This is a genomic window from Methylobacterium aquaticum (assembly GCF_001043915.1).
GTDB classification, from domain to species: Bacteria; Pseudomonadota; Alphaproteobacteria; order Rhizobiales; family Beijerinckiaceae; genus Methylobacterium; species Methylobacterium aquaticum.
In genome coordinates, this window is the sequence record NZ_LABX01000182.1 from 1 (window position 1) to 25,130 (window position 25,130).

General features: G+C 72.6%; 26 protein-coding genes. 13 read left to right on the top strand and 13 right to left on the bottom strand.

Annotated elements, in window-relative coordinates; translation table 11 throughout:
- Window positions 1–144: 144 nt before the first annotated feature.
- The 5 genes from VP06_RS22490 to VP06_RS22510 all read left to right on the top strand — a co-directional run bounded on the left by VP06_RS22490 (window position 145) and on the right by VP06_RS22510 (window position 4,406).
- Window positions 145–909: an N-formylglutamate amidohydrolase gene (locus VP06_RS22490; RefSeq protein WP_048466026.1), complete on the top strand. Its 765-nt coding sequence runs from the start codon at window positions 145–147 to the stop codon at window positions 907–909.
- Between the two features lie 65 nt (window positions 910–974).
- Window positions 975–1,280, top strand: coding sequence for a DUF1244 domain-containing protein (locus tag VP06_RS22495; RefSeq protein ID WP_048466027.1), 306 nt, complete (start codon window positions 975–977; stop codon window positions 1,278–1,280).
- 215 nt (window positions 1,281–1,495) lie between these two features.
- Complete coding sequence (locus tag VP06_RS22500) at window positions 1,496–1,753, top strand: DUF2312 domain-containing protein (protein ID WP_236012505.1); 258 nt, start codon at window positions 1,496–1,498, stop codon at window positions 1,751–1,753.
- Window positions 1,754–1,934: 181 nt separating this feature from the next.
- Entirely contained in the window at window positions 1,935–3,236 is a 1,302-nt protein-coding gene (locus tag VP06_RS22505) for a DUF3095 domain-containing protein (protein WP_063928424.1), read from the top strand.
- 138 nt (window positions 3,237–3,374) lie between these two features.
- Complete coding sequence (locus tag VP06_RS22510; protein ID WP_053081984.1) at window positions 3,375–4,406, top strand: GcrA family cell cycle regulator; 1,032 nt, start codon at window positions 3,375–3,377, stop codon at window positions 4,404–4,406.
- 35 nt (window positions 4,407–4,441) lie between these two features.
- Here the strand turns inward: VP06_RS22510 and VP06_RS22515 are convergent, their stop codons facing one another.
- Window positions 4,442–5,470, bottom strand: a complete 1,029-nt coding sequence (locus VP06_RS22515; protein ID WP_048466028.1) for a YncE family protein — start codon at window positions 5,468–5,470, stop codon at window positions 4,442–4,444.
- Between the two features lie 174 nt (window positions 5,471–5,644).
- Here VP06_RS22515 and VP06_RS22520 point away from each other — a divergent pair, with 174 nt between their 5' ends.
- Window positions 5,645–6,913, top strand: coding sequence for an OprO/OprP family phosphate-selective porin (locus VP06_RS22520; RefSeq protein ID WP_048466029.1), 1,269 nt, complete (start codon window positions 5,645–5,647; stop codon window positions 6,911–6,913).
- A 190-nt stretch (window positions 6,914–7,103) separates the two neighbouring features.
- On the opposite strand, the gene VP06_RS22525 is transcribed toward VP06_RS22520, so the two are convergent.
- Window positions 7,104–8,333, bottom strand: a complete 1,230-nt coding sequence (locus VP06_RS22525) for a L,D-transpeptidase family protein (RefSeq protein WP_048466030.1) — start codon at window positions 8,331–8,333, stop codon at window positions 7,104–7,106.
- Between the two features lie 234 nt (window positions 8,334–8,567).
- On the opposite strand from VP06_RS22525, the gene VP06_RS22530 reads away from it, so the two are divergent.
- Window positions 8,568–8,873, top strand: coding sequence for a hypothetical protein (locus VP06_RS22530; RefSeq protein ID WP_048466031.1), 306 nt, complete (start codon window positions 8,568–8,570; stop codon window positions 8,871–8,873).
- Window positions 8,874–8,907: 34 nt separating this feature from the next.
- Window positions 8,908–9,462, top strand: coding sequence for a spermidine N1-acetyltransferase (gene speG / locus VP06_RS22535; RefSeq protein ID WP_048435413.1), 555 nt, complete (start codon window positions 8,908–8,910; stop codon window positions 9,460–9,462).
- Between the two features lie 56 nt (window positions 9,463–9,518).
- Here speG and VP06_RS39045 read toward each other — a convergent pair whose 3' ends face one another.
- Window positions 9,519–9,770 (bottom strand): transposase, encoded by a 252-nt coding sequence (locus tag VP06_RS39045; protein ID WP_197093255.1) that lies wholly within the window; start codon window positions 9,768–9,770, stop codon window positions 9,519–9,521.
- Window positions 9,771–10,234: 464 nt separating this feature from the next.
- On the opposite strand from VP06_RS39045, the gene VP06_RS22545 reads away from it, so the two are divergent.
- From VP06_RS22545 to VP06_RS22555, 3 genes are all read left to right on the top strand, one after another.
- A complete protein-coding gene (locus VP06_RS22545; RefSeq protein WP_048466044.1) occupies window positions 10,235–10,480 on the top strand; it encodes a hypothetical protein in 246 nt (81 codons plus the stop codon).
- A 425-nt stretch (window positions 10,481–10,905) separates the two neighbouring features.
- A complete protein-coding gene (gene ada, locus VP06_RS22550; RefSeq protein WP_082167557.1) occupies window positions 10,906–12,000 on the top strand; it encodes a bifunctional DNA-binding transcriptional regulator/O6-methylguanine-DNA methyltransferase Ada in 1,095 nt (364 codons plus the stop codon).
- A gap of 221 nt (window positions 12,001–12,221) precedes the next feature.
- Window positions 12,222–12,437 (top strand): hypothetical protein, encoded by a 216-nt coding sequence (locus VP06_RS22555; RefSeq protein ID WP_048466032.1) that lies wholly within the window; start codon window positions 12,222–12,224, stop codon window positions 12,435–12,437.
- 34 nt (window positions 12,438–12,471) lie between these two features.
- Here VP06_RS22555 and VP06_RS22560 read toward each other — a convergent pair whose 3' ends face one another.
- From VP06_RS22560 to VP06_RS22590, 7 genes are all read right to left on the bottom strand, one after another.
- Complete coding sequence (locus tag VP06_RS22560) at window positions 12,472–13,188, bottom strand: ribonuclease activity regulator RraA (RefSeq protein ID WP_197093256.1); 717 nt, start codon at window positions 13,186–13,188, stop codon at window positions 12,472–12,474.
- A 241-nt stretch (window positions 13,189–13,429) separates the two neighbouring features.
- Complete coding sequence (locus VP06_RS22565) at window positions 13,430–13,924, bottom strand: hypothetical protein (RefSeq protein ID WP_245291277.1); 495 nt, start codon at window positions 13,922–13,924, stop codon at window positions 13,430–13,432.
- Window positions 13,925–14,103: 179 nt separating this feature from the next.
- Window positions 14,104–15,705 (bottom strand): ABC transporter ATP-binding protein, encoded by a 1,602-nt coding sequence (locus tag VP06_RS22570; RefSeq protein ID WP_048466033.1) that lies wholly within the window; start codon window positions 15,703–15,705, stop codon window positions 14,104–14,106.
- 2 nt (window positions 15,706–15,707) lie between these two features.
- Window positions 15,708–16,829 carry an ABC transporter permease gene (locus VP06_RS22575; protein WP_048466034.1) on the bottom strand — a complete coding sequence of 374 codons (1,122 nt, stop codon included), beginning with the start codon at window positions 16,827–16,829 and terminating at the stop codon, window positions 15,708–15,710.
- Complete coding sequence (locus tag VP06_RS22580) at window positions 16,826–17,749, bottom strand: ABC transporter permease (RefSeq protein WP_048466035.1); 924 nt, start codon at window positions 17,747–17,749, stop codon at window positions 16,826–16,828. The genes VP06_RS22575 and VP06_RS22580 overlap by 4 nt, the downstream gene beginning before the upstream one ends.
- On the bottom strand, window positions 17,746–19,329 hold the full coding sequence (locus VP06_RS22585) for a peptide ABC transporter substrate-binding protein (RefSeq protein WP_048466036.1): 1,584 nt from the start codon (window positions 19,327–19,329) through the stop codon (window positions 17,746–17,748). Before VP06_RS22585 ends, VP06_RS22580 begins: the two co-directional genes overlap by 4 nt.
- 5 nt (window positions 19,330–19,334) lie before the next feature.
- Window positions 19,335–19,769, bottom strand: a complete 435-nt coding sequence (locus VP06_RS22590; protein ID WP_048466037.1) for a GlcG/HbpS family heme-binding protein — start codon at window positions 19,767–19,769, stop codon at window positions 19,335–19,337.
- Between the two features lie 226 nt (window positions 19,770–19,995).
- Between VP06_RS22590 and VP06_RS22595 the strand changes: the two genes are divergently transcribed.
- Complete coding sequence (locus VP06_RS22595; protein ID WP_053081986.1) at window positions 19,996–20,775, top strand: class I SAM-dependent methyltransferase; 780 nt, start codon at window positions 19,996–19,998, stop codon at window positions 20,773–20,775.
- Window positions 20,776–20,781: 6 nt separating this feature from the next.
- Window positions 20,782–21,723, top strand: coding sequence for an alginate O-acetyltransferase AlgX-related protein (locus tag VP06_RS22600; RefSeq protein WP_048466038.1), 942 nt, complete (start codon window positions 20,782–20,784; stop codon window positions 21,721–21,723).
- On the opposite strand, the gene purU is transcribed toward VP06_RS22600, so the two are convergent.
- The 3 genes from purU to VP06_RS22615 form a co-directional block, all read right to left on the bottom strand.
- Window positions 21,713–22,576, bottom strand: coding sequence for a formyltetrahydrofolate deformylase (purU, locus tag VP06_RS22605; RefSeq protein ID WP_048466039.1), 864 nt, complete (start codon window positions 22,574–22,576; stop codon window positions 21,713–21,715). The genes VP06_RS22600 and purU overlap by 11 nt on opposite strands.
- A 151-nt stretch (window positions 22,577–22,727) precedes the next feature.
- The gene (locus tag VP06_RS22610; RefSeq protein ID WP_048466040.1) at window positions 22,728–23,366 is read right to left on the bottom strand and encodes a class I SAM-dependent methyltransferase; all 639 of its coding nucleotides are present in this window, start codon (window positions 23,364–23,366) and stop codon (window positions 22,728–22,730) included.
- Window positions 23,363–25,130: ABC-F family ATP-binding cassette domain-containing protein (locus VP06_RS22615; RefSeq protein WP_048466041.1), on the bottom strand; the 1,768-nt coding region annotated here is incomplete at its 5' end. The genes VP06_RS22615 and VP06_RS22610, both read right to left, overlap by 4 nt.

The following is a 25,130-nucleotide window of genomic DNA, read 5'->3' on the forward strand; positions in this document are numbered from 1 at the left end:
ACTATGGCATGTCGCGCCCGGCGTCACCGTCTTGCGCCGATGGAGGCCGCCCCGCCATTTGGGTATGGAGAGGGGCCGGATCCCGCCGCCGCCCGGGGACTCCGCCGCGCCGCCGCCTCTCCCGCAAAAAGACCGATCGCCCGGATGACCACCGCCCCTTCGCCCCCCCACCCGCCCCAGCCCGTCGAGACGATCCCCGGCGATCCGGCCTGCGGCCTCCTCCTCCTGTGCGACCACGCCTCGAACGCGGTGCCGCCGGACCTCGACACTCTCGGCGTCGCCGCCCCGCATTTCGAGCGGCACATCGCCTACGACATCGGGGCGGCTGCGGTGACGCGCGCGCTCGCCCGCCAGCTCGGGGCGCCGGCGCTCCTCACCACCTTCTCGCGGCTCATCATCGATCCCAATCGCGGCCGCACCGACCCGACCCTGGTGATGCGCCTCTCGGACGGGGCAATCGTGCCCGGCAACGCCAGGATCGGGCCCGAGGGTGTCGCCGAGCGGCTCGCCCGCTTCTACGACCCCTACGACCGGGCGATCGACGCGGCCGTCGCCGCCGCGATCGAGGCCGGCGCGCCGCCCGCCATCGTGACCGTGCACAGCTTCACCCCGGCCTGGCGCGGGGTGGCGCGGCCCTGGCAGGTCGGCATCCTGTGGGACCGGGACGACCGCCTCGCCGGCCCGCTGATCGCCGGCCTGCGGGCGGACCCGGCCGGCTTCACGGTCGGCGACAACCAGCCCTATGGCGGCGGCCTGCCGGGCGACACGATCGACCGCCACGCCATCGCCCGCGGCCTGCCCAACGCCCTGATCGAGATCCGCCAGGACCTGATCGGCGACGAGGCCGGGGCCGAGGACTGGGCCGCGCGCTTTTCCGCCCTGCTGGGGCCGTTGGTCGCCCGCGCTTGACCGGGCGGGCACCCGTTCCGACTTCTTGCCCGACTTCCCGTTTGCACAGGACCGAGGACGTTCCGATGGACGGCATCGACGAGACCACCCGCACCGAACTCGAGGCCGCGGTCTTCCGGCGGCTGGTGTCGCACCTCCAGGGGCGCACCGACGTGCAGAACATCGACCTGATGAACCTGGCGGGGTTCTGCCGGAACTGCCTGTCGAACTGGCTCAAGGACGCGGCGGATGCCCGCGGCCTGGCCGTCACCAAGGACCAGAGCCGCGAGCACGTCTACGGCATGCCCTACGACGAGTGGAAGGCGCGTCACCAGAGCGAGGCGACCCCGGAGCAGGCGGCGGCCTTCGCGGCGCGGGCGGAGCAGCATTGAGGACTCCGCCCGCGCGGGCGGAGACTCACTGACGCGATCGGCGTGCCTCGAATCCGGCGGCGCAAGAACTCGGTAAGGTTGCGCATCTATCAAGATCCGGGAAGGCGTGCCGCGAAGGCCGCCATCCGTCAGTGGGTTGGGGTGCCTGATGGCCGCGTCCGCCCCGGCGGCACGACAACCCATCGGCCAGGAGACCGTGAATGAACGCGCACAGCATGCCGGACGCCGACGTCGCCTCGTCGGGCGTCGCCGCCGAGGAGCTCAAGCAGTTCATCGAGCGCATCGAGCGCCTGGAGGAGGAGAAGGCCGGCCTCCAGGGCGACATCAAGGACGTGATGCTGGAGCTGAAGGGCCGCGGCTTCGACGTCAAGGCGGTGCGGACCATCCTGCGCCTGCGCAAGAAGGACCATTCGGAGCGCCAGGAGGAAGAGGCGATCCTGGAGCTGTACATGCAGGCGCTGGGGATGGCGTAGGGCCATCGGCATCCCTGACGGAAACGGCACCTGACGCCAAAACGGCCGACGATGCCGATGCATCGGCCCTTTCGCCGATCTCGGATGGTGGACGCCACGCCGACGGCTGGCGACACTGCGCGAACGGCACACGAGGCCGTGTCCAACGGCCGGTGGCCTTACCGACGAAGGTGTGGGACGGATGGAAGCACCGACGCCCCCGAACCCTGCGAAGCCGGTGGACGGCTTTCGCTACGCCGACCTTCCCACGGCGACCGACTTCCTGAGCATCCTCGACGACGCGCAGTATCGCGCCGTCCCGGAGGACTGGTGGGTGGCGGTCACCGACGTGGTCGATTCCACCGGCGCCATCGCGGCCGGGCGCTACCGGGCGGTGAACTTCGTCGGGGCGGCGGTGATCGCGGCCCTGCGCAACGCGATGGGGCGGCGCGAGATGCCCTTCGTGTTCGGGGGCGACGGGGCGAGCGTGCTGGTCGCGCCCGACGAGGCGGCGGCGGCCAAGGCCGCGCTCGCCGCGACCGTCACCTGGGCCCGCGAGGCGATGGACCTGAGCTTGCGCGCCGCCCTGGTGCCGGTGGCGGCGATCCGGGCGGCGGGCCATGGGGTCGAGGTGGCGCGCTACGCCCCCTCGCCGGATGTCGCCTACGCGATGTTCATGGGCGGCGGGCTCGCCTTCGCCGAGCGCGCCCTCAAGCAGGGGCTCTACGCCGTCGCGCCGGCGCCCACGGGCGCGCAGCCGGACCTCACCGGGCTGACCTGCCGGTTCGAGCCGGCCAAGGCCCGCCACGGCCTGATCCTGTCGGTGCTGGCGATGGCGGTCGAGGGTGCCGACCGGAACGCCGCGCGGGCGGCGATCGTCGACGTGGTGCGGCTCGCCACCGGGGCGCCCGCCCGCGGCCATCCCCTGCCGCAAGGCGGACCCGCCCTGCGCTGGCCGCCGCGGGGCTTGTCCCATGAGGTGCGGGCGCGGGGGCCCCTCTGGGGCTCGCTCGCGCTGCGACGCCTGGAGGTTCTCGGCAGGACGCTCGCCGCGCACCTGATCTTCCGCCTCGGCCTCACGCTCGGCCGGTTCTCGGCCCCGCGCTACCTCGACGAGTTGGTGGCGAACGCCGATTTCCGGAAGTATGATGACGGCCTGCGCATGACCGTCGATTGCGGGCCCGACCTCGCGGCGCGGATCGAGGCGAGGCTGGAAGCGGCCGAGGCGGCGGGGCTGGTGCGGTTCGGCCTGCACCGCCAGGCGGCAGCGCTCACCACCTGCATCACTCCGGTGGCGGCCTTGCGCGACCACGTCCATTTCGTCGACGGCGAGAATGGCGGCTACGCACGGGCGGCGCAGGTGATGAAGGCCAAGGAGGCGGCGCGCCGCGCGGCCATCGAACCGCAACAGGCCGCGCCTCGCGCGGCCATCGAACCGCAACAGGCCGCGCCTCGCGCGGCCGGCGCGAAGCCTGGCAGCGAATCGGCCGGCATGCCGGTTTGAGGCGAGAGCGTGGCTTCCGAACCGGGCGGGCTGGCGATCGGTCGCAGGCCACCCTTGCGTCAAGGGAAGGGACTTGTTGACCAGACTCACCGTATATCCCGCCTTTCCGATTCGAACTGGAACAGAGCCCCCTTGGAAATGAACGACGCGGTGTGGACGGCTGAGGCGACCGAGAAGGCGGTCGCGCTGTGGATCGAGGGACGCGACCCGGCGGAGATCGCCGGCGCGATCGGCACGACGGTCACCGACGTGATCGGCCGCGTCGCACAAGCCGCCCTGGCGCGGCAGCAGGCCAAGGCGGCGGAGACGGCCGCGGCGGCCAAGGTGGCGGCAGCGAAGGCGGCAGCTCCTGCCGCCGTCGCCAAGGTTGAGCCCGCGAACGCGGAGCCCGTCAGGGCCGAGGCCCCCAAGCCCGCGCCGAGGATCCTGCCGTCCCGGATCCTGACCGCGGATGCCCCTCCCGTCTCCGCCAAGATGGCCCCCGCCAAGGTGGCGCCGGCCAAGGCCGCGGCCGCGCCTGTGAGCAAGCCCGCGGCGGCGGTCGCCAAGCCCTCGGCTACGCCTGTGAGCAAGCCCGCGGCAGCGGTCGCCAAGCCCGCGGCTACGCCTGTGAGCAAGCCCGCGGCACCGGTGGCCAAGCCGGTGGTCGCGCCCACGGCCCCTCGCGTCGAGGCGCCGGTGATGAGCGCGCGCGCCCTCGAGGAGGCCGCCCGGGCGTTCCTCGCGGCCAACACGGCCCCGCCGCGCAAGGCGGCCCCGGCGGCCCGGCCTGCGACTGCGGCCAAGCCCGAGGCGCCGCGGATGCAGGCGCCGGTGCCGCGCCCCGTCGAGACGCCGGCCCGTCCGGTCGTCGCGACGGTCGTCGAGGCGGCGGCTCCCGAGCCCGTGATGGCCATTCCCCTGATGGCCGAACCGGCCGAGGGTGGGAGCATCGTCGCGCTGCCGATGTCGCGCCGGGTCCCGGCGGCCGCGGCCGATGGCGGCGACGGGGTGCTGTTCCTCAAGGCCGGCCTGCTGGACTGCACCTTCCCGCTCTGGGCCGACGGCGACGGCACGGCGATCGAGTCGAAGCGCGTCTGCGGCTGCCGGGTGCTCACCGGCAAGCGCTGGTGCCGCACCCATTACGCCACGGTGTTCGAGCCGCCGAAGCGGCCGATGCGGGCAGCCTGACCCGGACCGGGCCCCGTTGGGGCCCGGATCCCAGGTCATCCCGGCAGGACCACCATCACGTCCGGCTCGCGCCCGGTGGCGAGATATCCCTGGACGCGCGGGCCTTCGAGATCGACCACGGCAATGCGGTCGTCCTCCAGGGCCGCGAAGGCCAGCGGGCTCGCCGGGTGGCGGGCGAGCGCCACCGGCGCAGCCCCCAGTTTCACCACGGCCCGCTCCTTGAGCGCCGGATCGAGGAGCGACAGGCTCATCTCGGCAAAGTTCGCCAGGATCACGTCACCCTCCGGCCCGCAATCGACCCGCACCACGTCCCCCCGCGTCGGCAGCGTCCGGGTCACCGTCATCGCTTCGGTGGCGAGCGCGGTGAGCGTGGCGCTGCGGCGGTTGGCGACGTAGAGCGTCGCCTCGTCGGGGGAGAGCGCGTTGCCCTCCGGCCACAGCCCGGTCGCGGCGATCCGCGGCGCCTCCGCCGGCGCGAAGGGCCTCACCCGGCTCACGGTATTCGACAGGATGTTGGCGACATAGGCCGTCTCGCCGTCCCGCGACAGGGCGAAGAGATGGCCCTTGATGCCGCCGGTCCCCACGGCCCGGTCCGGCCGCTCGGCCCGCTCCGGCGCGTCGAAGCCGAGGAGCACGTCGCGGTCCTCGCTCAGCACGAACAGCCGGTCCCTGGCATCGAGGCGCAGGCCGTGCAGGCGCCGGAACGGCGCGCAGGCAAGGGTGCGGGCGAGGCTCCGCGTGCCGAGATCGACGACATGGACCGCGTCTCCCCCCGGCCCCGGCGTGGTCGAGGACTTGACGCCGTAATGGGCGACATAGGCGCGGGTGCCGGCCCGGTCGACGGCGAATTCGTGCGGATACTCCCCCGGCAGCTCGACCCGGCCGGTGCGCCGGCCGCTGGCGAGTTCGTAGAAGCTCAAGGAGCGGTCACCCTTCTCCATCACCAGCAGGGTGTCGGAACGGCCGGCCTGGGCTTGTCCGGTCTGGGCCCGGGCGGGACCTGCCGCGAGGGCGAAGGCGGTAAGGCCGGACAGGCAGGTACGGCGGTCGATGGCGGGGGGCATGCGGGATCCTCGATCGTCCCCGACACAACCCGGAGGTGACGGAGCGGTTCGCCTGCGCGCGAGCGTGGCATTCCGGCCACAGAGGCCCGTGATCGCGCTCGCTGCCAGCGGAAGGTCGCAGCACCGTCACGCGGGAACGGGCAGTACTCGGGGGACCTATCGCGAGGATCTGGCATGCCGCACCACACCCGTTGGCCGCTCGCCGCCCTCCTGCTCGCATCGCTCGGTCTGCCCGCCGCCGCCATCGAGGGACCGCCAAGTCCTTTCGGCGAAAAACTGACCATCGACGAGAAGGGCATCACGCTGAAGTTTCCCGACGATGCCGCGACCCTGCGGATCGGCGGGCGCCTTCAGCTCGATTTCGGCACCGGGCGGGTGCAGCAGCGCGGCTTCGGCACGGTGTTCGACACGCCGGTCGCCGTGCGCCGCTCCTGGATCGAGAGCTACCTGACCCTCGGCAAGGAGCTGGAGCTCGCCTTCCAGTACGATTTCGCCGAGCCGAACCGGCCGATCAACGACGCGGTCGTCGCCTACAAGGGCTTCACGAACGTCATCGTCGCCGTCGGCAACATGAAGGAGCCGTTCAGCCTCAACCAGCTGATCTCCGACAACAACACCCTGTTCACCGAGCGCTCGCTCGCCGACGCCTTCGCGCCGGCCCGCAACTTCGGCTTCGCCGTCGGCACCCATGGCGAGAACTGGACCGCGGTGACGAGCGTGTTCGGCGGCAACATCAACAATGCCGGCATCGGCGACCAGGGCGTCGCCTCGACCACCCGGGTCACCTACGCGCCTTACCTGAGCAAGGACGGGACCGACGTCCTGCATGTCGGGCTTGCCGGCAGCTACCGCGCGCTGCCGAACGACGGCAGCGCACTCACCCTGTCGAGCCGCTCCGAGGCGTTCCTGTTCGCGCGGCAATTCGTCAATACCGGCGCCATCCGCGACGCGGCGAGCATCGGCCGCATCGGGCTGGAGGCTGCCTGGCAGGCCGGGCCGTTCCGGCTCCAGGCCGAGTACATCCTGACCGAGATCGGCCGCTCTAGCGGCGCGCCGTCCTTGAGCTTCCAGGGTGGCTACATCCAGGCCGGCCTGCTCCTCAACGGCAAGGGCCGCCGCTACACGATCGCGCCGCGCTACGCCACCGAATACGCGGTGTTCGGCGGCGTCGAGGTCGAGGAGGCGCAGCGCGTCAGCCGCGGCGGCACCGGCGTGTTCGAACTGGGGCTGCGCTACAGCGCCATCGACCTCGAGGACCGCACCATCCGCGGCGGCATCGAGCAGGACTTCACCGCCGGCATCAACTGGTACCCGGACCGCAACATCCGCTTCGTGTTCGACTACGTCCGCTCCCACACCTCGCCCTCGCCGGCGAACCTGAACTTCAACCGCCGGACGATCGATGCGGATGTGTTCATCGGGCGGGCGCAGTTGTATTGGTAGATCATCGGATCGTCGTCTCAGGCCGTTGGTGCCGCGCGAACACGGGTCATCCCGGGCCGCGCGTGGCTTGCCATGCGGAATCTTGCCATGCGGAATCTTGCCGGAGCACCGTCCAACCTTGACCCGAAGCGTTCGACCCGACGGCGGGGAGGCGCTGGTTCGCCAGCACGGGTCCGACCGATATGGCAGCCTACGGCACCGGCGCAAACCGCGCCGCCAGGAAGCGCGGCCGGGCCGGCTCGGGCGAGGCCGCGAGGGTGAGGCGGGACGGTTCGTCCGCCAGGCGCAGGCGCGAGAACGGCGACGGCTCGGTCTCGATCACCGGGAGCGGCACGAAGGCCGCCGCGACCTGGACCGGGTGGATCGGGGCCGGCGGACGGCGCCGGGCCGGGATCACCACCACCTCGCGCCCGGCCAGCGCCAGGGCCTCGGGCCGGCTGACGGCGCCGAAGCCGGCCGGGACGATGAAGGCCGAGAACGGGCTCGCCGCCGCGGCGCCGTCGGGCGCGTAGGCGGTGGCGCCGGTGACGGCGCCTGTGGCGGCCCCGAGAGCCTGGGCGCGCTTCAGCGTCGCGGCGAAGCTCGGATGCTGGCCGCCATCGGCGTAGGTGGTGCGCACCGCCTCGACCCCGCCCTCGACCAGGGCCCGGATGCGGGCCTCCTCCTCGGTGCGCCGCGCCACCGCCAGGGCCTCGACCTCCGGCTCGGGATAGGAGGCAAAGACGTAGCGCCCGCCCTCGACGCCGACCAGCGGCTCGCGGCCCGTCGCCTCGAACCGGTCCGAGCCTTCCTTGAGCTGGCGCCAGAAGGCGATGTGCCGGTCGGTGCGGTGGCGCGCCAGGGCGCGGGCGGTCATCCGAAAAGGAAATGCCTGGAACTGGAACGCCGCCTGGCCGCCGGCGAGGGCGTCGCGCACGAGCGCGTAGATCTCGCCGACCTGCCGGTCGGTCATGGCGAAGCAGCCGGCCGAGGAGCAGGTGCCGTGCACCATCAGGGCCGAGCCGGTGCCGCCATGGGCCCGGTCATAGGCGTTGGGATAGCCGACGTCGAAGGACAGGTAATAGGCCGAGTTCGGGTTCAGCTGCCGCGCCGCCACGGTGTAAAAGCCCTCCGGGACCTGCCGGTCGCCGGAGCGGGTCTTGGGGCCGAGCTGGCCCGACCAGCGGCAGATCGGGAAGGTCTTGAGGTGGACGAAGCGGCCATCCGCCGCCCGCTTCCACACCTCGATCTCGGATTCCTGCTTGTAGGCCCGCAGCAGCACCGGCGCCGAGGGCGCGATGGTGCGCGCCGCCATCAGGGCGAGGGTCGCGGGCGGCACCGGGGCGAGATGCTTCGGGACGGCATGGGCGGGGAGGGCGCCCATCAGCAGGACCGCCGAGACGGCCGCCATGCCCAGGATCGTGCGTCCCCGCAAGGCCATCCCTCGTCGCTCCATCCTCGCCCGCGCCGAGAGCTGCCACCGCAATGTGGCGGTTTTTGCGCGGGAGCGCGCCACGGCGGACGGTTCGACATCCTGCCGGCCTGGACGTCTCGGGACGGGAGGATGTGGGGGCGAGGGCGGCATTCTCAAGATTGGATTAACCTCGTGTTCGCTCCTGGCGCGCAGCATCGGCCGTCACGGCCTGTGCAGGGCCCCCGGACGACGGAGGCGATCATGCCCGAGACCGGACGACGCTGGCTGCGGCTGGTGGAGGACGACGCGGAGGCGGCGGACCGCCCGCTGCCGGGGGAGGCCGGAGGCCAGCGCCTCGCCGCCCTGCGGGGCCAGTTGCGCAACCATCTCGTGGCCCTGCGGGAGGCGTCGGCCCATGCCAAGGCACGGACGCCTCCGGACGGCGCCGAGGCCGCAGCCCTCGACCGTCTGGCCATCGAGGTCATGCGCCTCGCGGACGGCTGGGACCGCCTCGCCGCAGCGATCGCCGCCCTGTCGGCGGGTGACGGGGCGCCGCCGGAGGAGTAGGGTCGTGCCTCCTGCCGGCACCGTTCGAACGACCATGGCCCCGACCATCAAGCTACGACCGCTGGAACGCGAAGACCTGCTCTTCGTGCACCAGCTCAACAACAACGACAGCATCATGCGCTACTGGTTCGAGGAGGCCTACGAGTCCTTCGCCGAGCTGGCGCAGCTCTACGAGCGCAACATCCACAACCAGACGGAGCGGCGCTTCATCATCGCCACGCCGGAGAACGAGCGCGCCGGCCTGGTCGAGTTGGTGGAGATCAACCACCTGCACCGCTCCTGCGAGTTCCAGATCGCGATCCACCCGTCGTTCCAGGGCCGCGGCTACGCCCTGCGGGCGACGCAGATCGCCATGGACTACGCCTTCAAGGTGCTCAATATCCACAAGCTCTATCTGCACGTCGACAAGGACAACCGGCGCGCCATCGGCATCTACGAGGCTTGTGGTTTCGAGACCGAGGGAACCTTGCGCGACGAGTTCTTCGTCAACGGGAAGTACCGCGACGCGGTGCGGATGTGCATGTTCCAGCCGGCCTACCTCGCCCGGCGCGGCGGCGGCGACGTCAACGAGCCGGTGCTGAAGACCTGATAGACCGCTACGCGGAAGGAATCCCGGCGCCTGCCCGGTCCATGGGACCCGGATTCTCACCCTCGCGCGGTATGCCAACGGCGCGAGAGGTTGACCGGTGCCGATTCGCGGGCGGTGATGGATGTGACAAGGTCGGGGCTGTCGGCCAAGACGGTCCAGGCGTCGCAGCCGGCGTCGACGATGTCCTGGTCTGGGCGGAAAACCCGGTTGGCGAGCTTGTTCTGGCGCAGATATGGCCAGACCAGCTCGATCGGGTTCAGCTCTGGCGACGATGCCGGCAGGTGGAGCAACGTGATGGTGTCCGGCACCACCAGGCCGCGCGGGTGGCGCGTCCTGGCGGTGCCGTGATCGCCAGCCCGTCCAGAACCAGGATCGCGTGCGCGCCCTCGGCCACCTGCTTGCCGATCTCGGCCGGATGCAGCGACATCATTGTCGTGTTGACCGTATTGTCGTGTTGACCGTCGGCAGCACCAAAGCCGCGCCGGGCAGGCCGCCCCGAACAGGTCATACCAACGGTCGTTGAAAACGAGCGTTGGTGCCGTTCTCGAATTTTCGCCAAGCCTTTGGCTTGATGTCGACAATTCGAGATGAAGTCAACGGCCGCGTCGATCTCGGGCCTGCCCGAGAACGAATCGATGCGTCAGCATCGTCGGCCGTTGGCATGACACCCCCAGCCCGGCCGAGGCCCACCTCTGGAATGCGGCGGCGCCACTGGCGCGGGCGGGCCCGGCTCCCCTATTGAAGGGGCCGACCGGGAGCCCCCAGAGCCTTGCTGCGCGAAACCTACCACATCGAGATCATCGGCCCCGAGGACGCGCCGGTCCAGCGCGCCTCGATCCGCAGTACCGGCCTCGACGCCGCCCGCGAGCGGGCGCTGCGCCTCTTCCGCCGCGCCCGGGTGCCGCAGCGCTCCGGCCCCTCTGCCGAGGCGGTCCGCATCGTCGACGGCGCCGGGACCGAGGTGTTCCGCTGGAGCGTGTGGGACGAGGGGACGGGGCCGGGACGCGGGGGAAGATGAGAGAAGGCCGACGCAGGCGCAACGGGTCTCTGAGAGTCCGCTGGGAAAGCCCCTCGGAATACGAAACATGGTGCTGAACGGACGGCTTCTGCACGACAGATTGGGCCCCGAGACCCCTTTCCAAACGGACACTCGGAAAGAACCGCTGCCGTGCGGCAGCGGGGAAGTCAGAGGAAATCCGAGAGACGCGTACCGCGCCGGCAGGGGAGGAAAGGGCCGGCGGGTGCACCGGGCCGGCCCCGAGGCCGCCCGACGGGGAGCCCACCATCCCGCCGCTTGCCCGGTTTCGGAGGCGGCGCCGAAAATGCGCCCGGAGTGAACCCGCGGCAAACCGAGACGCGGAATTCGACAGCAAGCCCCGGGATGCGCGAGGCGGCGGGCGGGGCGAGAATGGCGCCATCGCCCCACAGGGAGGCACAAGACTCATGCGCAACCCGGATTCCGGCCTCGCCGCCATCGGCGGCGTCCCGCCCCTCGACGCCGCCGCGTGCCTGTCCGCCATCGCCCGCCGCGACCGGGCGGCGGATGGCCGCTTCGTCTACGCGGTGTGCACCACCGGCGTGTATTGCCGGCCGAGCTGCGCCGCCCGGCCGGCACGGCCGGAGAATGTCAGCATCCACCCGACCTGCGCGGCTGCGGAGGCGGCGGGCTTCCGGGCCTGCCGGCGCTGCCGGCCGAACGAGGCGAGCGGGCCTGAGCGCCAGGCCGAGGCGGTGGCCCGGGCCTGCCGGCTGATCGAGGCGGCGGAGACCCCACCGGCGCTGGCCGACCTCGCGGCGGCGGCGGGGTCGAGCCCCTCCCATTTCCACCGGGTGTTCAAGCAGGTCACCGGGGTGACGCCGCGGGCCTATGCGGCGGCAAGGCAGGCGGCGCGGGCGGCGGAGGGGCTGCGGCAGGCGGCGACGGTCACGGAGGCGATCTATGACGCCGGCTACGGCGCGGCGAGCCGGTTCTACGCCGCGGCGCCGGGCCGCCTCGGCATGACGCCGACGGCCTACCGGCGGGGCGGAGAGGGCGCGGCGATCCGCTTCGCGGTCGGGCCCTGCTCGCTCGGCCACGTCCTGGTGGCGGCGACCGACAGGGGCGTCTGCGCGATCCTGCTCGGCGACGAGCCCGACGCCCTGCTGCGCGACCTCCAGGACCGCTTCCCCAAGGCGGCACTGACCGGGGGCGACCGGGATTTCGAGGCGCTGGTGGCGCAGGTCGTCGGGCTGGTCGAAGCCCCCGGAACGGCCGCGACCCTGCCCCTCGACATCGGCGGCACCGCCTTCCAGCAGCGGGTGTGGCAGGCCCTGCGGGCGATCCCGCCGGGGCGCACCGCGACCTATGCGGAGATCGCGCAGGCGATCGGCGCACCGAGTGCCGCCCGGGCGGTGGCGCTCGCCTGCGGCGCCAACCGGCTGGCGGTGGCCATCCCGTGCCACCGGGTGGTGCGGCAGGACGGGAGCCTCTCGGGCTATCGCTGGGGCGTCGCGCGCAAGCGGACGCTGCTCGCGCGCGAACGGGGGAACGGGGCCTGAGCCGCGCGGCCGGCGCGGCCCGTGCCGGACGGAGGCGGCCTGGGCGGCGCAAAAGCCTGCCGGTCGGAACAGCATCCCTTCAGCACGACGAAACGGAATTTGCGCCGGGCACGGATCGCCGGGGCGCGACCGGCGTTCTCTCATGGATCCTTGCCGCAAAGGTTGCGGCCAGGATCGAAACACACACCCAAAGCGCGAGCCTCCCCTTGGAGCGCAGATCCATGTCGTGCCGTCACAACGCCGTCGCTCCCCTGCCGCACCTGATCGCGACGGCGCCGTCGCACCTGCAGAAGTGGCGCCGCTTCCCGCGGACGTTGCCGCAGGCGGCCAACGACAACGTCCGGCCGGGCAGCGCCGCCGAAGCCGGCCTGTGGGCCGCGGCCTTGGGCGCCACCGCCACGGTGGTGGCGGTGCTGCTCGTCGGACTGATGGTATGAGGCGCCGTCGTCCGCGCCGGGTCTAGCGTCCGGTCTAACGTCCGGTCTTCTTGCGCCAGGCGGCGAAGTCGGCCTTGGCCTGCTCGTCGATCAGCGGGTAGAGGCCGATCACGCCACGGCCGTTCTGGACCTCCTCCAGCACGAAATCCTCGAACACCGTCATCTCGGCGGCCTCCGCGGCGATCTCGTCGGCAAGGTCGGCCGGGATGACGATCACCCCCTCGGCATCGCCCACCACCACGTCGCCGGGAAAGACCGCGACGTCGCCGCAGCCGATCGGCACGTTGATGTCGAGGGCCTGGTGCAGGGTCAGGTTGGTCGGGGCCGAGGGGCGGTTGTGGTAGGCCGGGAAGGGCAGGGCGCCGATCTCGGGCGAATCGCGAAAGCCGCCATCGGTGACGACCCCCGCCGCGCCGCGCTTCATCAGCCGGGTCACCAGGATCGCGCCGGCGGAGGCCGCCCGCGGGTTCTTGCGGCTGTCCATCACCAGCACCGCGCCCTCCGGGCACGCATCGACCGCGACGCGCTGCGGGTGGGTGGGATCGCGGAACACCGCGAGGGTGTTCAGATCCTCCCGGGCCGGGATGTAGCGCAGGGTATAGGCTTCGCCGACCATCGGCCCGGCCTGCGGGTTCAGGGGGCGCACGTCCTGGATGAACTGGTTGCGCAGGCCGCGCTTGAACAGGGCGGTGGCCAGGGTCGCGGTGCTGACGGTCTTCAGCGTCGCGCGGGTCTCGGGATTCAGGGGCATCGGGGCTCTCCGGTCGGAGGCGGAGGGCCGCGGGGCGAGGGGAGGACCCGCGAGGGGCCATGCCGCCCGCCCTGAAGCCTCCCGCCGCACCGGACGGCTTCGCCGCTCCGCGGCCGCCGGTCGGGCAGCCTGTGACGCGCCTATTGAAGCACTAATGTTTTAGTACATCAACCGGATCGCGAGACAGTGGTGCAGGCCAAAACCCTCCGCCTCTGCGGGGGAGGGTTTTGGGCGGCGCTGGTTATTTCTTGCGCGGGGCCGGCGGCGTCGGGGCCGGCGGCTCGTCGCCACCCTCGTCGGGCTCGCCGCCGCCGATGGTCGATTTGAGCGCGAAGGCGACGAGCGGGCTGGCGACGTCGACCACCTCGGCCTTGGTCAGGCCGTCCTTCGGATCGTAGCTGCCGACCAGCATCACGGTCCGGTTCTCGGTCTTGGCGAGGTCGATCCCCTCGCCGGAGACCGCCATCGGCTTGCCGGCGATCTCGTCGGCCTTGCGGTCGTTGGTGAACAGCACCGTGATCTTGCCGTCCTTGACCACGCCGACATAGCAGGTCTCCTCCGGCGTGCGGCACGGGAAGAGCATCGCGGCGACCGGGTCGGGCTGCGGCGCGGGCGCCTCCTTGGGCGGCGGGGCCGCCTTCGGGGGCGGTCCCTTCGGGGCCGGCTGGGCCGCGGCAGGGGCCGCGAGGGCGGCGAGCACGAGGGCGAGCGCGGGGCGTAGAGGTCTCAGCTCCAAGGGTCTGGTCTCCTGGGAAGTGCCCTATCGGCGGGCGCGAAGTGGCGCGGTGGCGCCGGGGTTCAAGAGCCCTCGGCGGACTTGCCCGGGCGGGCCACGGCATCGTCCGCCGAGGGTCTGGATGTGTCGCAGATTTTCGCCGCAAAGTCGGCCACCGCGTTCGCGGCGTCGGCGTCGGCTCACGCCGGCGCGAGACCCGCCGCCGCCACCAGCGCCCGGGTATAGGTCTCGCGCGGGCGCGCCAGCACCTGGCCGGTCGGCCCCCGCTCGACCTCACGGCCGTCGCGCAGCACCAGCACGGTGTCGCAGAGCGCGCGGACCACCGCGAGATCGTGGGAGATGAAGACATAGGCGAGGCCATGCATGGCCTGGAGGTCGCGCAGCAGGGCGACGATGTCGCGCTGGACCGTGCGGTCGAGGGCCGAGGTCGGCTCGTCGAGGACGACGAGGCGCGGCCGTAACGCGAGGGCCCGCGCGATGGCGATGCGCTGGCGCTGCCCGCCCGAGAAGGCGTGGGGGAAGCGGTGCCGCCCGGCAGGATCGAGGCGCACCTCGGCAAACGCCTCCGCCGCCCGGGCGTCGCGGGCCGCGGCGCTGAGGTGGGGGGCGTGGACCCGCAGCCCCTCGGTGACGATCTCGCCGGCGGTGAGGCGGGGCGACAGCGAGCCCATCGGGTCCTGGAAGACCGGCTGGAAGCCCCGGCGCAGGGGCCTCAAGGAGGCCCGGTCGAGGGCCGTCAGGTCGCGGTCCTCGAACCGCACCAGCCCGTGGGCGGCGGGTTCGAGGCGGATGAGCGCCCGGCCGAGGCTCGACTTGCCCGAGCCCGATTCGCCGACGACCCCGATCGTCTGGCCCGCCCGCACGGTGAGGTCGAGGCCAGCGACTGCGAGGCGCGGCGGCCCGGCCCGCAGCCAGAGCCGCCGGCCCGGATAGGCGACCGACACGCCGCGGGCCTCCAGCACCACGGGCGCGCTCTCCGGCACCGGGGCCTTGCGGCCCTCTGGCTCGGCGGCGAGGAGGTCGCGGGTCTCGGGCGCTTGCGGATCCCGGAACAGCCGCTCGGTCGGCCCGGTCTCGACGAGGCGGCCGGCCCGCAGCACCGCCGTGCGGTCGGCGATGCGCCGCACCAGCCGCAGGTCGTGGGTGATGAACAGGAGCGCCAGGCCGAGGCGGTCCTTGAGATCGGCGAGCAGCGCCAGGATCTGCGCCTGGACGGTGACGTCGAGGGCCGTGGTCGGCTCGTCGGCGATGAGCAGGTCCGGCTCGCAGGCGAGCGCCATGGCGATCATCACCCGCTGGCGCTCGCCGCCGGACAGTTCGTGCGGGAAGGCCGACAGGCGTGCGGCCCCGTCGCGGATCCCGACCAGGGTCAGCAAGTCGCGGACCCGCGCCGCCGCCTGGCGCCGGCTCATGCGGCGATGGGCGCGCAGCGGCAGGGCGATCTGGTGGCCGATGGTGAAGAGCGGGTCGAGGGCGGTCATCGGCTCCTGGAACACCAGGCCGATGCGGGCGCCGCGGATCCGGTCGAGGGCGGGGCGGGCCAGCCCGGTCAGCTCGGTGCCGTCGAAGCGCACCGAGCCCGCGACCCGCGCCTGCGGCGGCAGGAGGCCCATCGCCGCGAGCGCCACCTGGCTCTTGCCCGAGCCCGATTCGCCGACGAGGGCGAGCGTCTCGCCCCGGGCGAGGTCGAGATCGAGGCCGTCCAATGCGGTGATGCCGGCCTCGGGGTAGCGCACGGTGAGGCCGCGCAGGCGCAGGAGAGGCATGGTCGAGCGGGTCATGGTCAGGCCCGCACGTCGAGGGCGTCGCGCAGGCGCTCGCCGAGCAGCGTCAGGGCGAGCAGGGTGGCGACGAGGAACGAGGCCGGCACGATCAGCATCCAGGGCGCGCTCTCGAGGGAGCGGGCGCCATCGGCGATCAGCACGCCCCAGCTCGTCGCCGGCTCCTGCACGCCGAGGCCGAGGAACGACAGGAAGCTCTCGAGCAGGATCACGCGGGGCACCATCAGGGCCGCGAAGGCGATGACGGGGCCGAGGAGGTTCGGCACCACGTGCCGGCGCAGGATCGCCGCCGTCGAGAGGCCGAGCGCCTCCGCGGCGCGGACGTAGTCGCGGCGGCGGATGGCTTGCGCCTCGGCCCGGACGATGCGGGCCATGTCGAGCCATTCGACGGCGCCGACCGCGACGAAGATCAGCGCCACCGAGCGGCCGAAGAACACCACCAGCATGATGACGAAGAACACGAAGGGCAGGGAGTACAGGATGTCGACGAGGCGCATCATCGCGGCATCCACCCGCCCGCCGAGCGTGCCGGCGAGCGCCCCGTAGGCGACCCCGATGCCGAGCGCCACCGCGGTCGCCATCAGGCCGAGCGCCAGGGACAGGCGGCCGGCCACCAGGGTGCGGGTGAGGAGGTCGCGCCCGAGCGCGTCGGTGCCGGCGAGGAAGCGCAACGCGCGCAGCGGCGCCTCGACGGTGAGGCGCCGCCCGTCCTGCGAGCGCGCGACGGTCCGGGCGTCTCCGAACACGTCGGAGCGGGAAAAGAAGGTCAGCACCCGCGGATCGACCGGCCTGTCGGCGGAAAGCGTCAGGCGGATGGTCGCCCCCGTCACCGCCACGTCCTCGGCCCGCACCCGCATCCGGAAGGCGAGCCGGTCGAGGGCCGGGCGCACCGCCTCCGGCTTCGGGTAGAGGGCGAGCGAGGGCGGGGTGCCCGGATAATCGTAGTAGAGCCGATCGTAGGGGTGGCCGGTGAGGGAGGGGCCGACGAGGCAGGCGAGCGCCACCAGGGCCAGGACCGCCGCGCAGGCCCGCGCGAGACCATCGCCGAGGAGGCGCCGCCGGGCGCGGGCGAGGAGCGACGCCTCGGCGAAGGCGGCCCCAAGGCCGCTCGCGGACCGGCTCACCCGACATCCCTCAGGCGCGGGTCGATCAGCGCGCAGGCGAGGTCGGACAGGAGGTTGAGGACGAGGACGAACACCGCGATCAGCACCACCGTGCCGAGGACCAGCGTGTAGTCGCGGTTGATCGCCCCGTCGACGAAGTAGCGCCCGACCCCGGGCAGGCCGAACACCGTCTCGACCACCACCGAGCCGGTGAGCAGCCCCGCCGCCGCGGGTCCGAGATAGGACACGACCGGCAGGGCGGCGCCGCGGAGCGCATGGAGCGCGAGGGTGCGGGGCGGGAGCCCGAGCGCCCGCAGGGTGCGCCAATGCGGCCGGTCGACCACCTCGACGAGGCCCGCCCGGGCGAGGCGCGCCACGATTGCCACCTGCGGCAGCGCCAGGGTGACGACCGGCAGGACGAGGTTTTTCGGCGATCCATCGTCCCAGCCGCCGACGGGCAGCCAGCGCAGCGACAGCCCGAAGGCGATCTGGAGCAGCGGCGCGACCACGAAGCCCGGCACGGTCAGCGCCACGGTGCCGAGCGTCGTGACGGCGTGGTCGAGGGCCGAGCCCCGCCGCAGGGCCGAGAGGCCCCCGAGGAGCGTGCCGAGGACGAGCGAGGCGGCGAGGGCGAGGCCGCCAAGCGTCATCGAGACCGGCAGGCCACGGGCGAACAGCTCCGCCACCGAGAGGTCCCGCACCGAGAAGGACGGCCCGAGATCGCCCCGGCTCAGCGCCGCGAGGTAGCGGCCGTACTGGACGACGAGCGGCTGGTCGAGGCCGTAGACCCGGCGCAAATTCTCCATCGCGGCGGCCGGCAGCGGCCGCTCCAGGTCGAACGGCCCGCCGGGGGCGAGCCGCACCAGGAAGAACGACAGGGTGACGACGAGGAACACCGTCGGGATCGCCTGGGCGAGGCGGCGCAGCACGTAAGCAATCATGCGAGCGACAGCCAGCGGGTCGGCGAGACGCCGCGCAGGTTCGGCGTGAAGCCGCGCAGGCGCGGGCCGAGCAGGTGCTTGTGCCGGTAATGCAGCAGCGGGATCCAGGGCAGGTCGGCCAGGAACAGCTCCTCCGCACGGTGGAGGATCCGGGCCCGGGCCGCGAGGTCGGTCTCCCGGGCGGCGTCACGCATCAGGGCATCGTAGGCCGGGTTGGCGTAGCGGCCCGAGTTGAAGCCGTCATTCCCGCTCTCGACCAGGAACAGGAAGTTCTGCGGGTCGGCGTAATCGGCAAGCCAGCTCATCCGGGCGATGTCGAACGGGCCGCCGTCGCGCAAGTAAGCGTAGTGGGTCTTGGCGTCGGTGGCGGCGAAGGAGGTCGCGACGTTGAGCGGCCGCCACAGGTCGGCGATCGCCACCATGGTGTTCCGGTTGTTGTCGGTGATGTTGTAGCGCAGCTCGACCGAGAGGGGCTTGCCGCCCGGGCCGTAGCCGGCCCCGCGCAGGAGCGCGACCGCCGCATCCTCGCGCTCCAGCGGCGAGAGGTCCCGGCCCGGCATCTCGGGCGGCGGCAGGGCGTTGTCGAGCCCGGCCGGGGTGAGGGAATAGGCCGGCAGCATCGTCTCGCCCCAGACCGCCTCGGCCAGGAATTCCCGGTCGAGGGCGAGCGACAGGGCGCGGCGGACCCGGACATCGTCGAGGGGGCGCTTGCGCACATTGACCATCAGCGCCAGCACGCCGAGGGCCGGGTTGAGCACCACGCCGGCGCCGAAGCGGGACTTGAGCGCCTTCACCTGGTCGGCGGGCACGTCGTCGAGGGAATCGATCTCGCCGGCGGCGAAGCGGCGCACCGCGGCGGCGAGATCCGGCGTCGGGATGTACGCGACCTGCGGGATCGCGATCCGGGCGGCGTCCCGGTGATGCGGGTTGCGGATCGCCGTGATGCGGTCGTTGGGGGAAAAATCCTGGAGGAGGTAGGCGCCGTTCGACACGAGGTGGCCGGGCCGGGTGAAGGCGTCGCCGTAGCGGGCGAGGGACGGCCGGTGGAGCGGCGTGCTCGCCTGGTGCGCCATCAGCTCGACGAAGTAGGGGGTCGGCTGGGCGAGGCGGATCACCACCGTGAGCGGGTCGGGTGCCGACACCCCGACCGCCTCGACCGGCATCGCCCCGCGATTGACCGCCTCGGCGTTCAGGATCGGCGCGAGCACGCTGGCGTATTTCGCCCCCGTCGCCGGATCGAGCATGCGGCGGAAGCCGTGGACGAAGTCGTCGGCCACCACCGGGTCGCCGTTCGACCAGCGTCCATCGGGACGCAAGGCGAAGGTCCAGGTCAGGCCGTCGGCGGAGGTGGTCCAGCCCGACGCGGCCCCGGGCACCAGGCTGCCGTCGGGGCCGTAGGTGCTCAGGCCCTCGTAGAGGTCGAGCAGGATCGTCGCCTCGGCGACCGTCGAGGTCTTGTGCGCGTCGAGGGTCTCGGGATCGGCGCCATTGCCGCGACGGTAGACCGCCGGGCCGGCGGCCCGAGCGGGGCGCGCCAGGGTCGCGGCGCCCAAGCCCGCCAGGACGTCGCGGCGCCGCATCGGGCTCAGGCCCCGGCCTGGGCCTGGAGCCCGGCGGCCTCGATGCCGGCGAGCGCCACCGTCTCGTCGTTGTCGGAGGTGTCGCCCGAGATGCCGACGGCGCCCAGAACCTGACCGTCGCGCGTGATCAGCACGCCGCCCGGGACCGGGATCAGGCCGGCCGGCCCCGCCACATGGGTGACGGCGGCGACGAAATACGCCTGCTCCTCGGCCCGCTTGGCGATGGCCCGCGTGCCGATGCCGAGCGCCAGGGCGCCGTTGGCCTTGCCGAGGGCGATCTCGGCCCGCTTCAGGCTGGTGCCGTCCTCGACGGAGGCCGCCTTGAGGGCGCCACGGGCATCGAGCACCACCACCGCCAGGGGCTTCAGCCCGCGCTCGCGGCCGGCCTTGAGGGCGCTCGCGACGATGGTCGAGGCGGCGGCGAGGGTGAGGTCGGACATGGGTCGGGAACTCCGGCTGCGGCGCGCGATCACCCGCACGGATCGGCGCCAGGACTGGCGAGACCCGGGCTTACCCCGGCGGCGCGGGCGGCGCCAGCGGCAGGGGAGCGGCGCCGACGGCGCTGCGTTGCCGCCCCCGGGAGCGTCATGCTAACGGCCGGATCCGCATCGGCGCCGCGGCGGACGATGCCTCCTCCGCCGGGATTCTCGTCCGCCTGGGACCGACATGCCTGACCGCGATCCCGCTGGCGCGGGCCCCTCCGAGGATCTGCACGTCACGCACACGATCGACCTCCCGGGCCACGGCACGCTCCACGGCGAGATCGACCTGCGGGGCGACTTCTCCGCTCTCCTCGACGGCGTGCCGCTCGGCGGCCGGCGGGTGCTCGACGTGGCGGCGCTCAGCGGCTTCACCAGCTTCGCCCTGGAGGCGCGCGGCGCCGAGGTGGTGTCCTACGACCGGGAAGGGGGCCGGCACTGGGACCTCGTGCCGTTCTGCGACGGCATCCCGGCCGCGGACCTCGTGGCCCTGCTCGACACGCACCAGGCCCGCATCGCCCGGGCCTACCGGTTCTGCCACGCGGCGCTCGCCTCCCGCGCCGAGCGGGTCGAGGGCGACCCCTACGACATCCCGGCGGCGATCGGCCCGGTCGATGCCGCCCTGGTGGGAATCCTGCCCCAGCTCCGCGATCCGTTCCGCGGACTGCATGGCGCCCTGCGCCTCGTCCAGGAGACCGCGATCGTCACCGGCCTGCTGCCGCGGCGCTCCCTGTTCGGGCGTCTCGCCGCGATGCGCGGCGACGCCCCCCTGATGTTCCTGCCCCGTCCCGGCCGCGGCAACCCGTTCGAAGCCTGGTGGCGGATCCCGCCGCGGACGGTCCGGCACTGGCTCCACGTCATCGGCTTTACCGAGACGCGGGTCGCGTATCGTCGCAACCGGCACGACGGCCGCACGCGCTACGCCGTCATCGGCCGGCGGACGCGGGCGAACCGGACGGCGATCTGAGGCGCGATGTTCCATATCGGACGAGACGGCTGGCTGTTCCTCACCGGCGGCAGCAACGGCGCGGCGGACCTCTACCGGACGAACCCGGCGGTGTGGCGGATGCTGCGGGGCTGGCGCCGGCTGCTCCTGGCGCGCGCGGCCCGCGCCGAGGGGCTCGGCCTGCACTACCTCCACCTCGTCTCGCCGGAGAAGCTGAGCGTCTACGACCAGCTTTTCGTCGGCCGCGGCCCGGTCCGGGCGGCGCGGTCCCCGGCGCGCCGGCTCGGGCGGCTGGTGCGCCTCTCGGCCGCCGGGCGCCGCCTGTGGGTCGATGCCCTGGCGCCGCTGCGGGCGGCGCGCGACGGCCCCGCGCTCTACCACCGGACCGACACCCACTGGACCTCGCACGGCACCTTCATCGCCTACCGGACGCTCTGCACCGCCTGCGGCGCGACGCCGCTCGACGACCTCCTGGCGACGCGCCCCGGCATCACCGCCACCGGCGTGATGGACCTCGGCGAGAAGCTGCAATTCCCGGTGCCGGAGACCCGCACCGTTCACCTCATTCCGCAGCGGGCCCGGATCGCGGAGCAAAGCCCGCTCCACGCCCTGGCCGAGCGCTATCCCGCCCTCGACCTGCATACCGGCGTCGCGGTCGGCACCCGCAACGACCACCCGGCGGCGGACCCGCGCCGCCTGCTCCTGTTCGGTTCGTCCTATTCGGGCTATGGCCCGAGCGGCCTGACCGCGATGCTGGCCGAGACCTTCCGAAGCGTGCACTTCGTCTGGTCGGCGGAGATCGACTGGCCCCTCGTCGCGCGGCTGCGCCCCGACCTCGTGGTGACCGAATCGGCCGAGCGCTACATGGCGCGGCTGCCCGGCGACCGCTTCGACGTCGCGCGCTACCAGGAGGAGGCGATCGCCCGGCTCCTGGCGGCGCATCCCGGGCTTGCGGCGCTCAATCCGTGAACACGACCGTCTTGCGGCCATTGGCGATCACCCGGTCCTCCAGCACGTAGCGCACGGCGCGGGCCAGCACCCGGCGCTCGATGTCGCGGCCCTTGCGCACGAGGTCCTCGGGGGTGTCGCGGTGCGAGATGCGCTCGACGTCCTGCTCGATGATCGGCCCCTCGTCGAGATCGCCGGTGACGAGGTGCGAGGTGGCGCCGATCAGCTTCACGCCGCGCTCGTGGGCCTGGTGGTAGGGCTTCGCGCCCTTGAAGCCGGGCAGGAACGAATGGTGGATGTTGATGCAGCGGCCCGCGAGCTTGTGCGAGAGGTCGTCCGACAGGATCTGCATGTAGCGGGCGAGCACCACCAGCTCGGCGCCGGTCTCCTCGACGAGGCGCCACAGGGCGGCCTCCTGCTGCGGCTTGGTGTCGGGGGTGATCGGCAGGTGGTGGAACGGCACTCCGGCGAGATCCGCCGCGCCGTAGATCTCCCGCGGGTAGTTCGACACCACGGCGCAGACCTCCATCGGCAATTCGCCGATGCGCCAGCGGTAGATGAGGTCGTTGAGGCAATGGTCGAAGCGGGAGACGAGCAGCATCACGCGGCGCCGCTCGGCCCGGTCGCGCAGGGACCACTCCATCCCGAACCGCGCCGCCACCGGCGCGAAGCCCTGCGCCAGCGCGTCCCGCCCCGGCGCGCCCTGCACCGGGTTGAACACGATCCGCATGAAGAAGCGGCCGGTCTCGACGTCGTCGAATTGCTGCGCGTCGAGGATGTTGCAGCCGGCCTCGAACAGGTAGGCCGAGACGCCGGCGACGATCCCCGGGACGTTGGTACACGAGAGGGAGAGGACGTAGGAGGGGGTGATCATGAGGGCCCGGGCCGCGAACGAAGCATCGATGCCCGCCCTAAGCAGATTTCGCCGAAATGGTCACCGGTTCGGCGGCAAAAATCTGCGATCAAACAAGAACCTAAGCCGACTTGCGTTGGCCTGCCAACGCAAGTCGGCTTAGGCGATCGTCTCACGTGCGGGAAGCCCCCGGGCCGTCTTCCCTCACGAAAGCGACCCGGTCCCAGGTCACGCCGCGACGGCCGAGATGGGCGTCGTCGTCCGTCCGGCAGAGGAGGCAGCGCAAGCCGTGCTCTCGGGCGAGGTCGATCGTCTCGGAGGCCGACACGTCGAACATCCGCCGGCCCGCCGGCACCGGACCGTGGCGCAGGGACAAAGCCAGCACGCCGCCGACCCGCATGAGGGCGGCGAGGCGCGGCATGGCGTGGCGCCGCTCGGCCAGGTCGAGATGCATCCAGACGGCGGTGAGCATCACGACGTCGAAGGTCTCAGGCCATCCGGCGAGGGCGGGCAGATCCGGCAGGCCGTCATCCAGCCAGTGGATTCGTGGGGACGGGTGCAGGGCGGCCGCCCGCCGGCGCAGCGCGGCCGTCGGCTCGACGGCGGTCACCCGGTAGCCGAGGGCGGCGAAGCCTGCCGCGTCGCGCCCAGTCCCGGCGCCGATATCGAGGACATGTCCCGGCGGGGCGGGCAGGAGCGGCAGGATCGCCGCGTGGATGTCCGAAAAGGCGATGCTCTCGTAGCGGGCGACCAGGGCCTCGGCCTCGGCGGCGTAGCCGGCCGTGCCGGGGAGCGCGTTCCCGTCCGTCACCCCTCCGCCTCCAGCTCCCCGCTCACCATCAGCCACTCCTCCTCGGCGCCGCCCAAGGCCGCGGCGGCCTCGGCCCGCATGCGGGCGAGTTCGCCGGCCTTGGCGGCGTCGGTGCGGAAGGCGGTGCCGTCGGCGAGCGCCGCGTCGATCTTGGCGATGGCCGCCGAGAGCTTCGCCATCCGCGCCTCCACCGCCTCGAGCTTGCGGCGCAAGGGGGCCTGCGCCGCCCGGCGCTCGGCATTGGAGCGGCGCTCCACCGCCTTCGCGCCGCCGGTGGATTCCGGCGGCTTGGCGGTCTCGGTCTCCGTCTCCGGGCCGGCCAGCACCAGGCGACGGTAATCGTCCATGTCGCCGTCGAAGGGCTTCACGGTGCCGTTGCGCACGAGCCAGAGCCGGTCGGCGCAGGCCTCGACCAGGAAGCGGTCGTGGCTCACCAGGATCACCGCGCCCTCGTAATCGTTGATCGCCTCGACCAAAGCCTGGCGGCTCTCGATGTCGAGGTGGTTGGTCGGCTCGTCGAGGATCAGCAGGTGGGGGCCGTTGAAGGCGGCCAAGCCCATCAGGAGCCGCGCCTTCTCGCCGCCGGAGAGCTGGGAGACCGGGGTGTCGGCCTTGTGGCCGGGGAAGCCGAGGCGGGCGGCGGCGGCCCGGACCTTCGCCTCGGGCACGTCCGGCATCAGGTCGCGGACATGGGCATAGGCGCTCTCGGCCGGGCGCAATTCGTCGAGCTGGTGCTGGGCGAAATAGGCGACGTTCATCTTGCCCCAGCGCCGCACCTCGCCCGAGAGCGGATCGAGCCGCCCGCCGATGAGCTTGCAGAAGGTCGACTTGCCGTTGCCGTTGGCGCCCAGCAACGCCACCCGGTCGTCGGGGGCGAGCGTCAGGTTGAGGCCGGTCAGCACCGTGCGGTCGGGATAGCCGGCCTGGACGCGCTCCATGGCGACCAGCGGCGGCGAGAGGGCGCGTTCGGGGCTCGGCAGATGGATCACCGGCACGTCGTCCTCGATCAGCGCCGCGATCGGCTCCATCTTGGCCAGCCGCTTCATCCGCGACTGGGCCTGCCGCGCCTTGGTGGCCTTGGCCTTGAACCGGTCGACGAAGCTCTGGAGATGGGCGCGCTCGGCCTCCTGCTTCACCCGGGCCTTGGCCAGGAGCGTGCGCTTCTCGGCGAGCTGGCGGGCAAACGAGGTGTAGCCGCCGCGATAGAGCGTGAGCTTGCCGCGATCGAGATGGAGGATGTGGTCGACCGAGGTGTCGAGGAGATCGCGGTCGTGGCTGATGATGAGCGCGGTGCGGGGATAGCGCTCCAGATAGTCGTAGAGCCAGAGCGTGCCCTCGATGTCGAGGTAGTTGGTCGGCTCGTCGAGGAGCAGCAGGTCCGGCTCGGAGAAGAGCACGGCGGCGAGCGCCACCCGCATCCGCCAGCCACCGGAGAAGTCGGAGCAGGGCCTCCCTTGCGCCTCCGCGTCGAAGCCGAGGCCGTGCAGGATCGCGGCGGCGCGGGCCGGGGCCGAATGGGCGTCGATGTCGACGAGCCGCGTCTCGATCTCGGCCCGGCGCAAGCCGTCGGCGGTCTCGGCCTCCTGCATCAGCCGCGTGCGCTCGGTATCGGCGGCGAGCACCACCGCGTGCAGGGTCTCGGGCCCGGCCGGCGCCTCCTGGGCCACGCCGCCGATCCGCGTGCCCTTCGGCAGGCCGATCGTGCCGCCCTCGGTGGGGATCTCGCCCTGGATGATCCGGAACAGGGTGGTCTTGCCGGCGCCG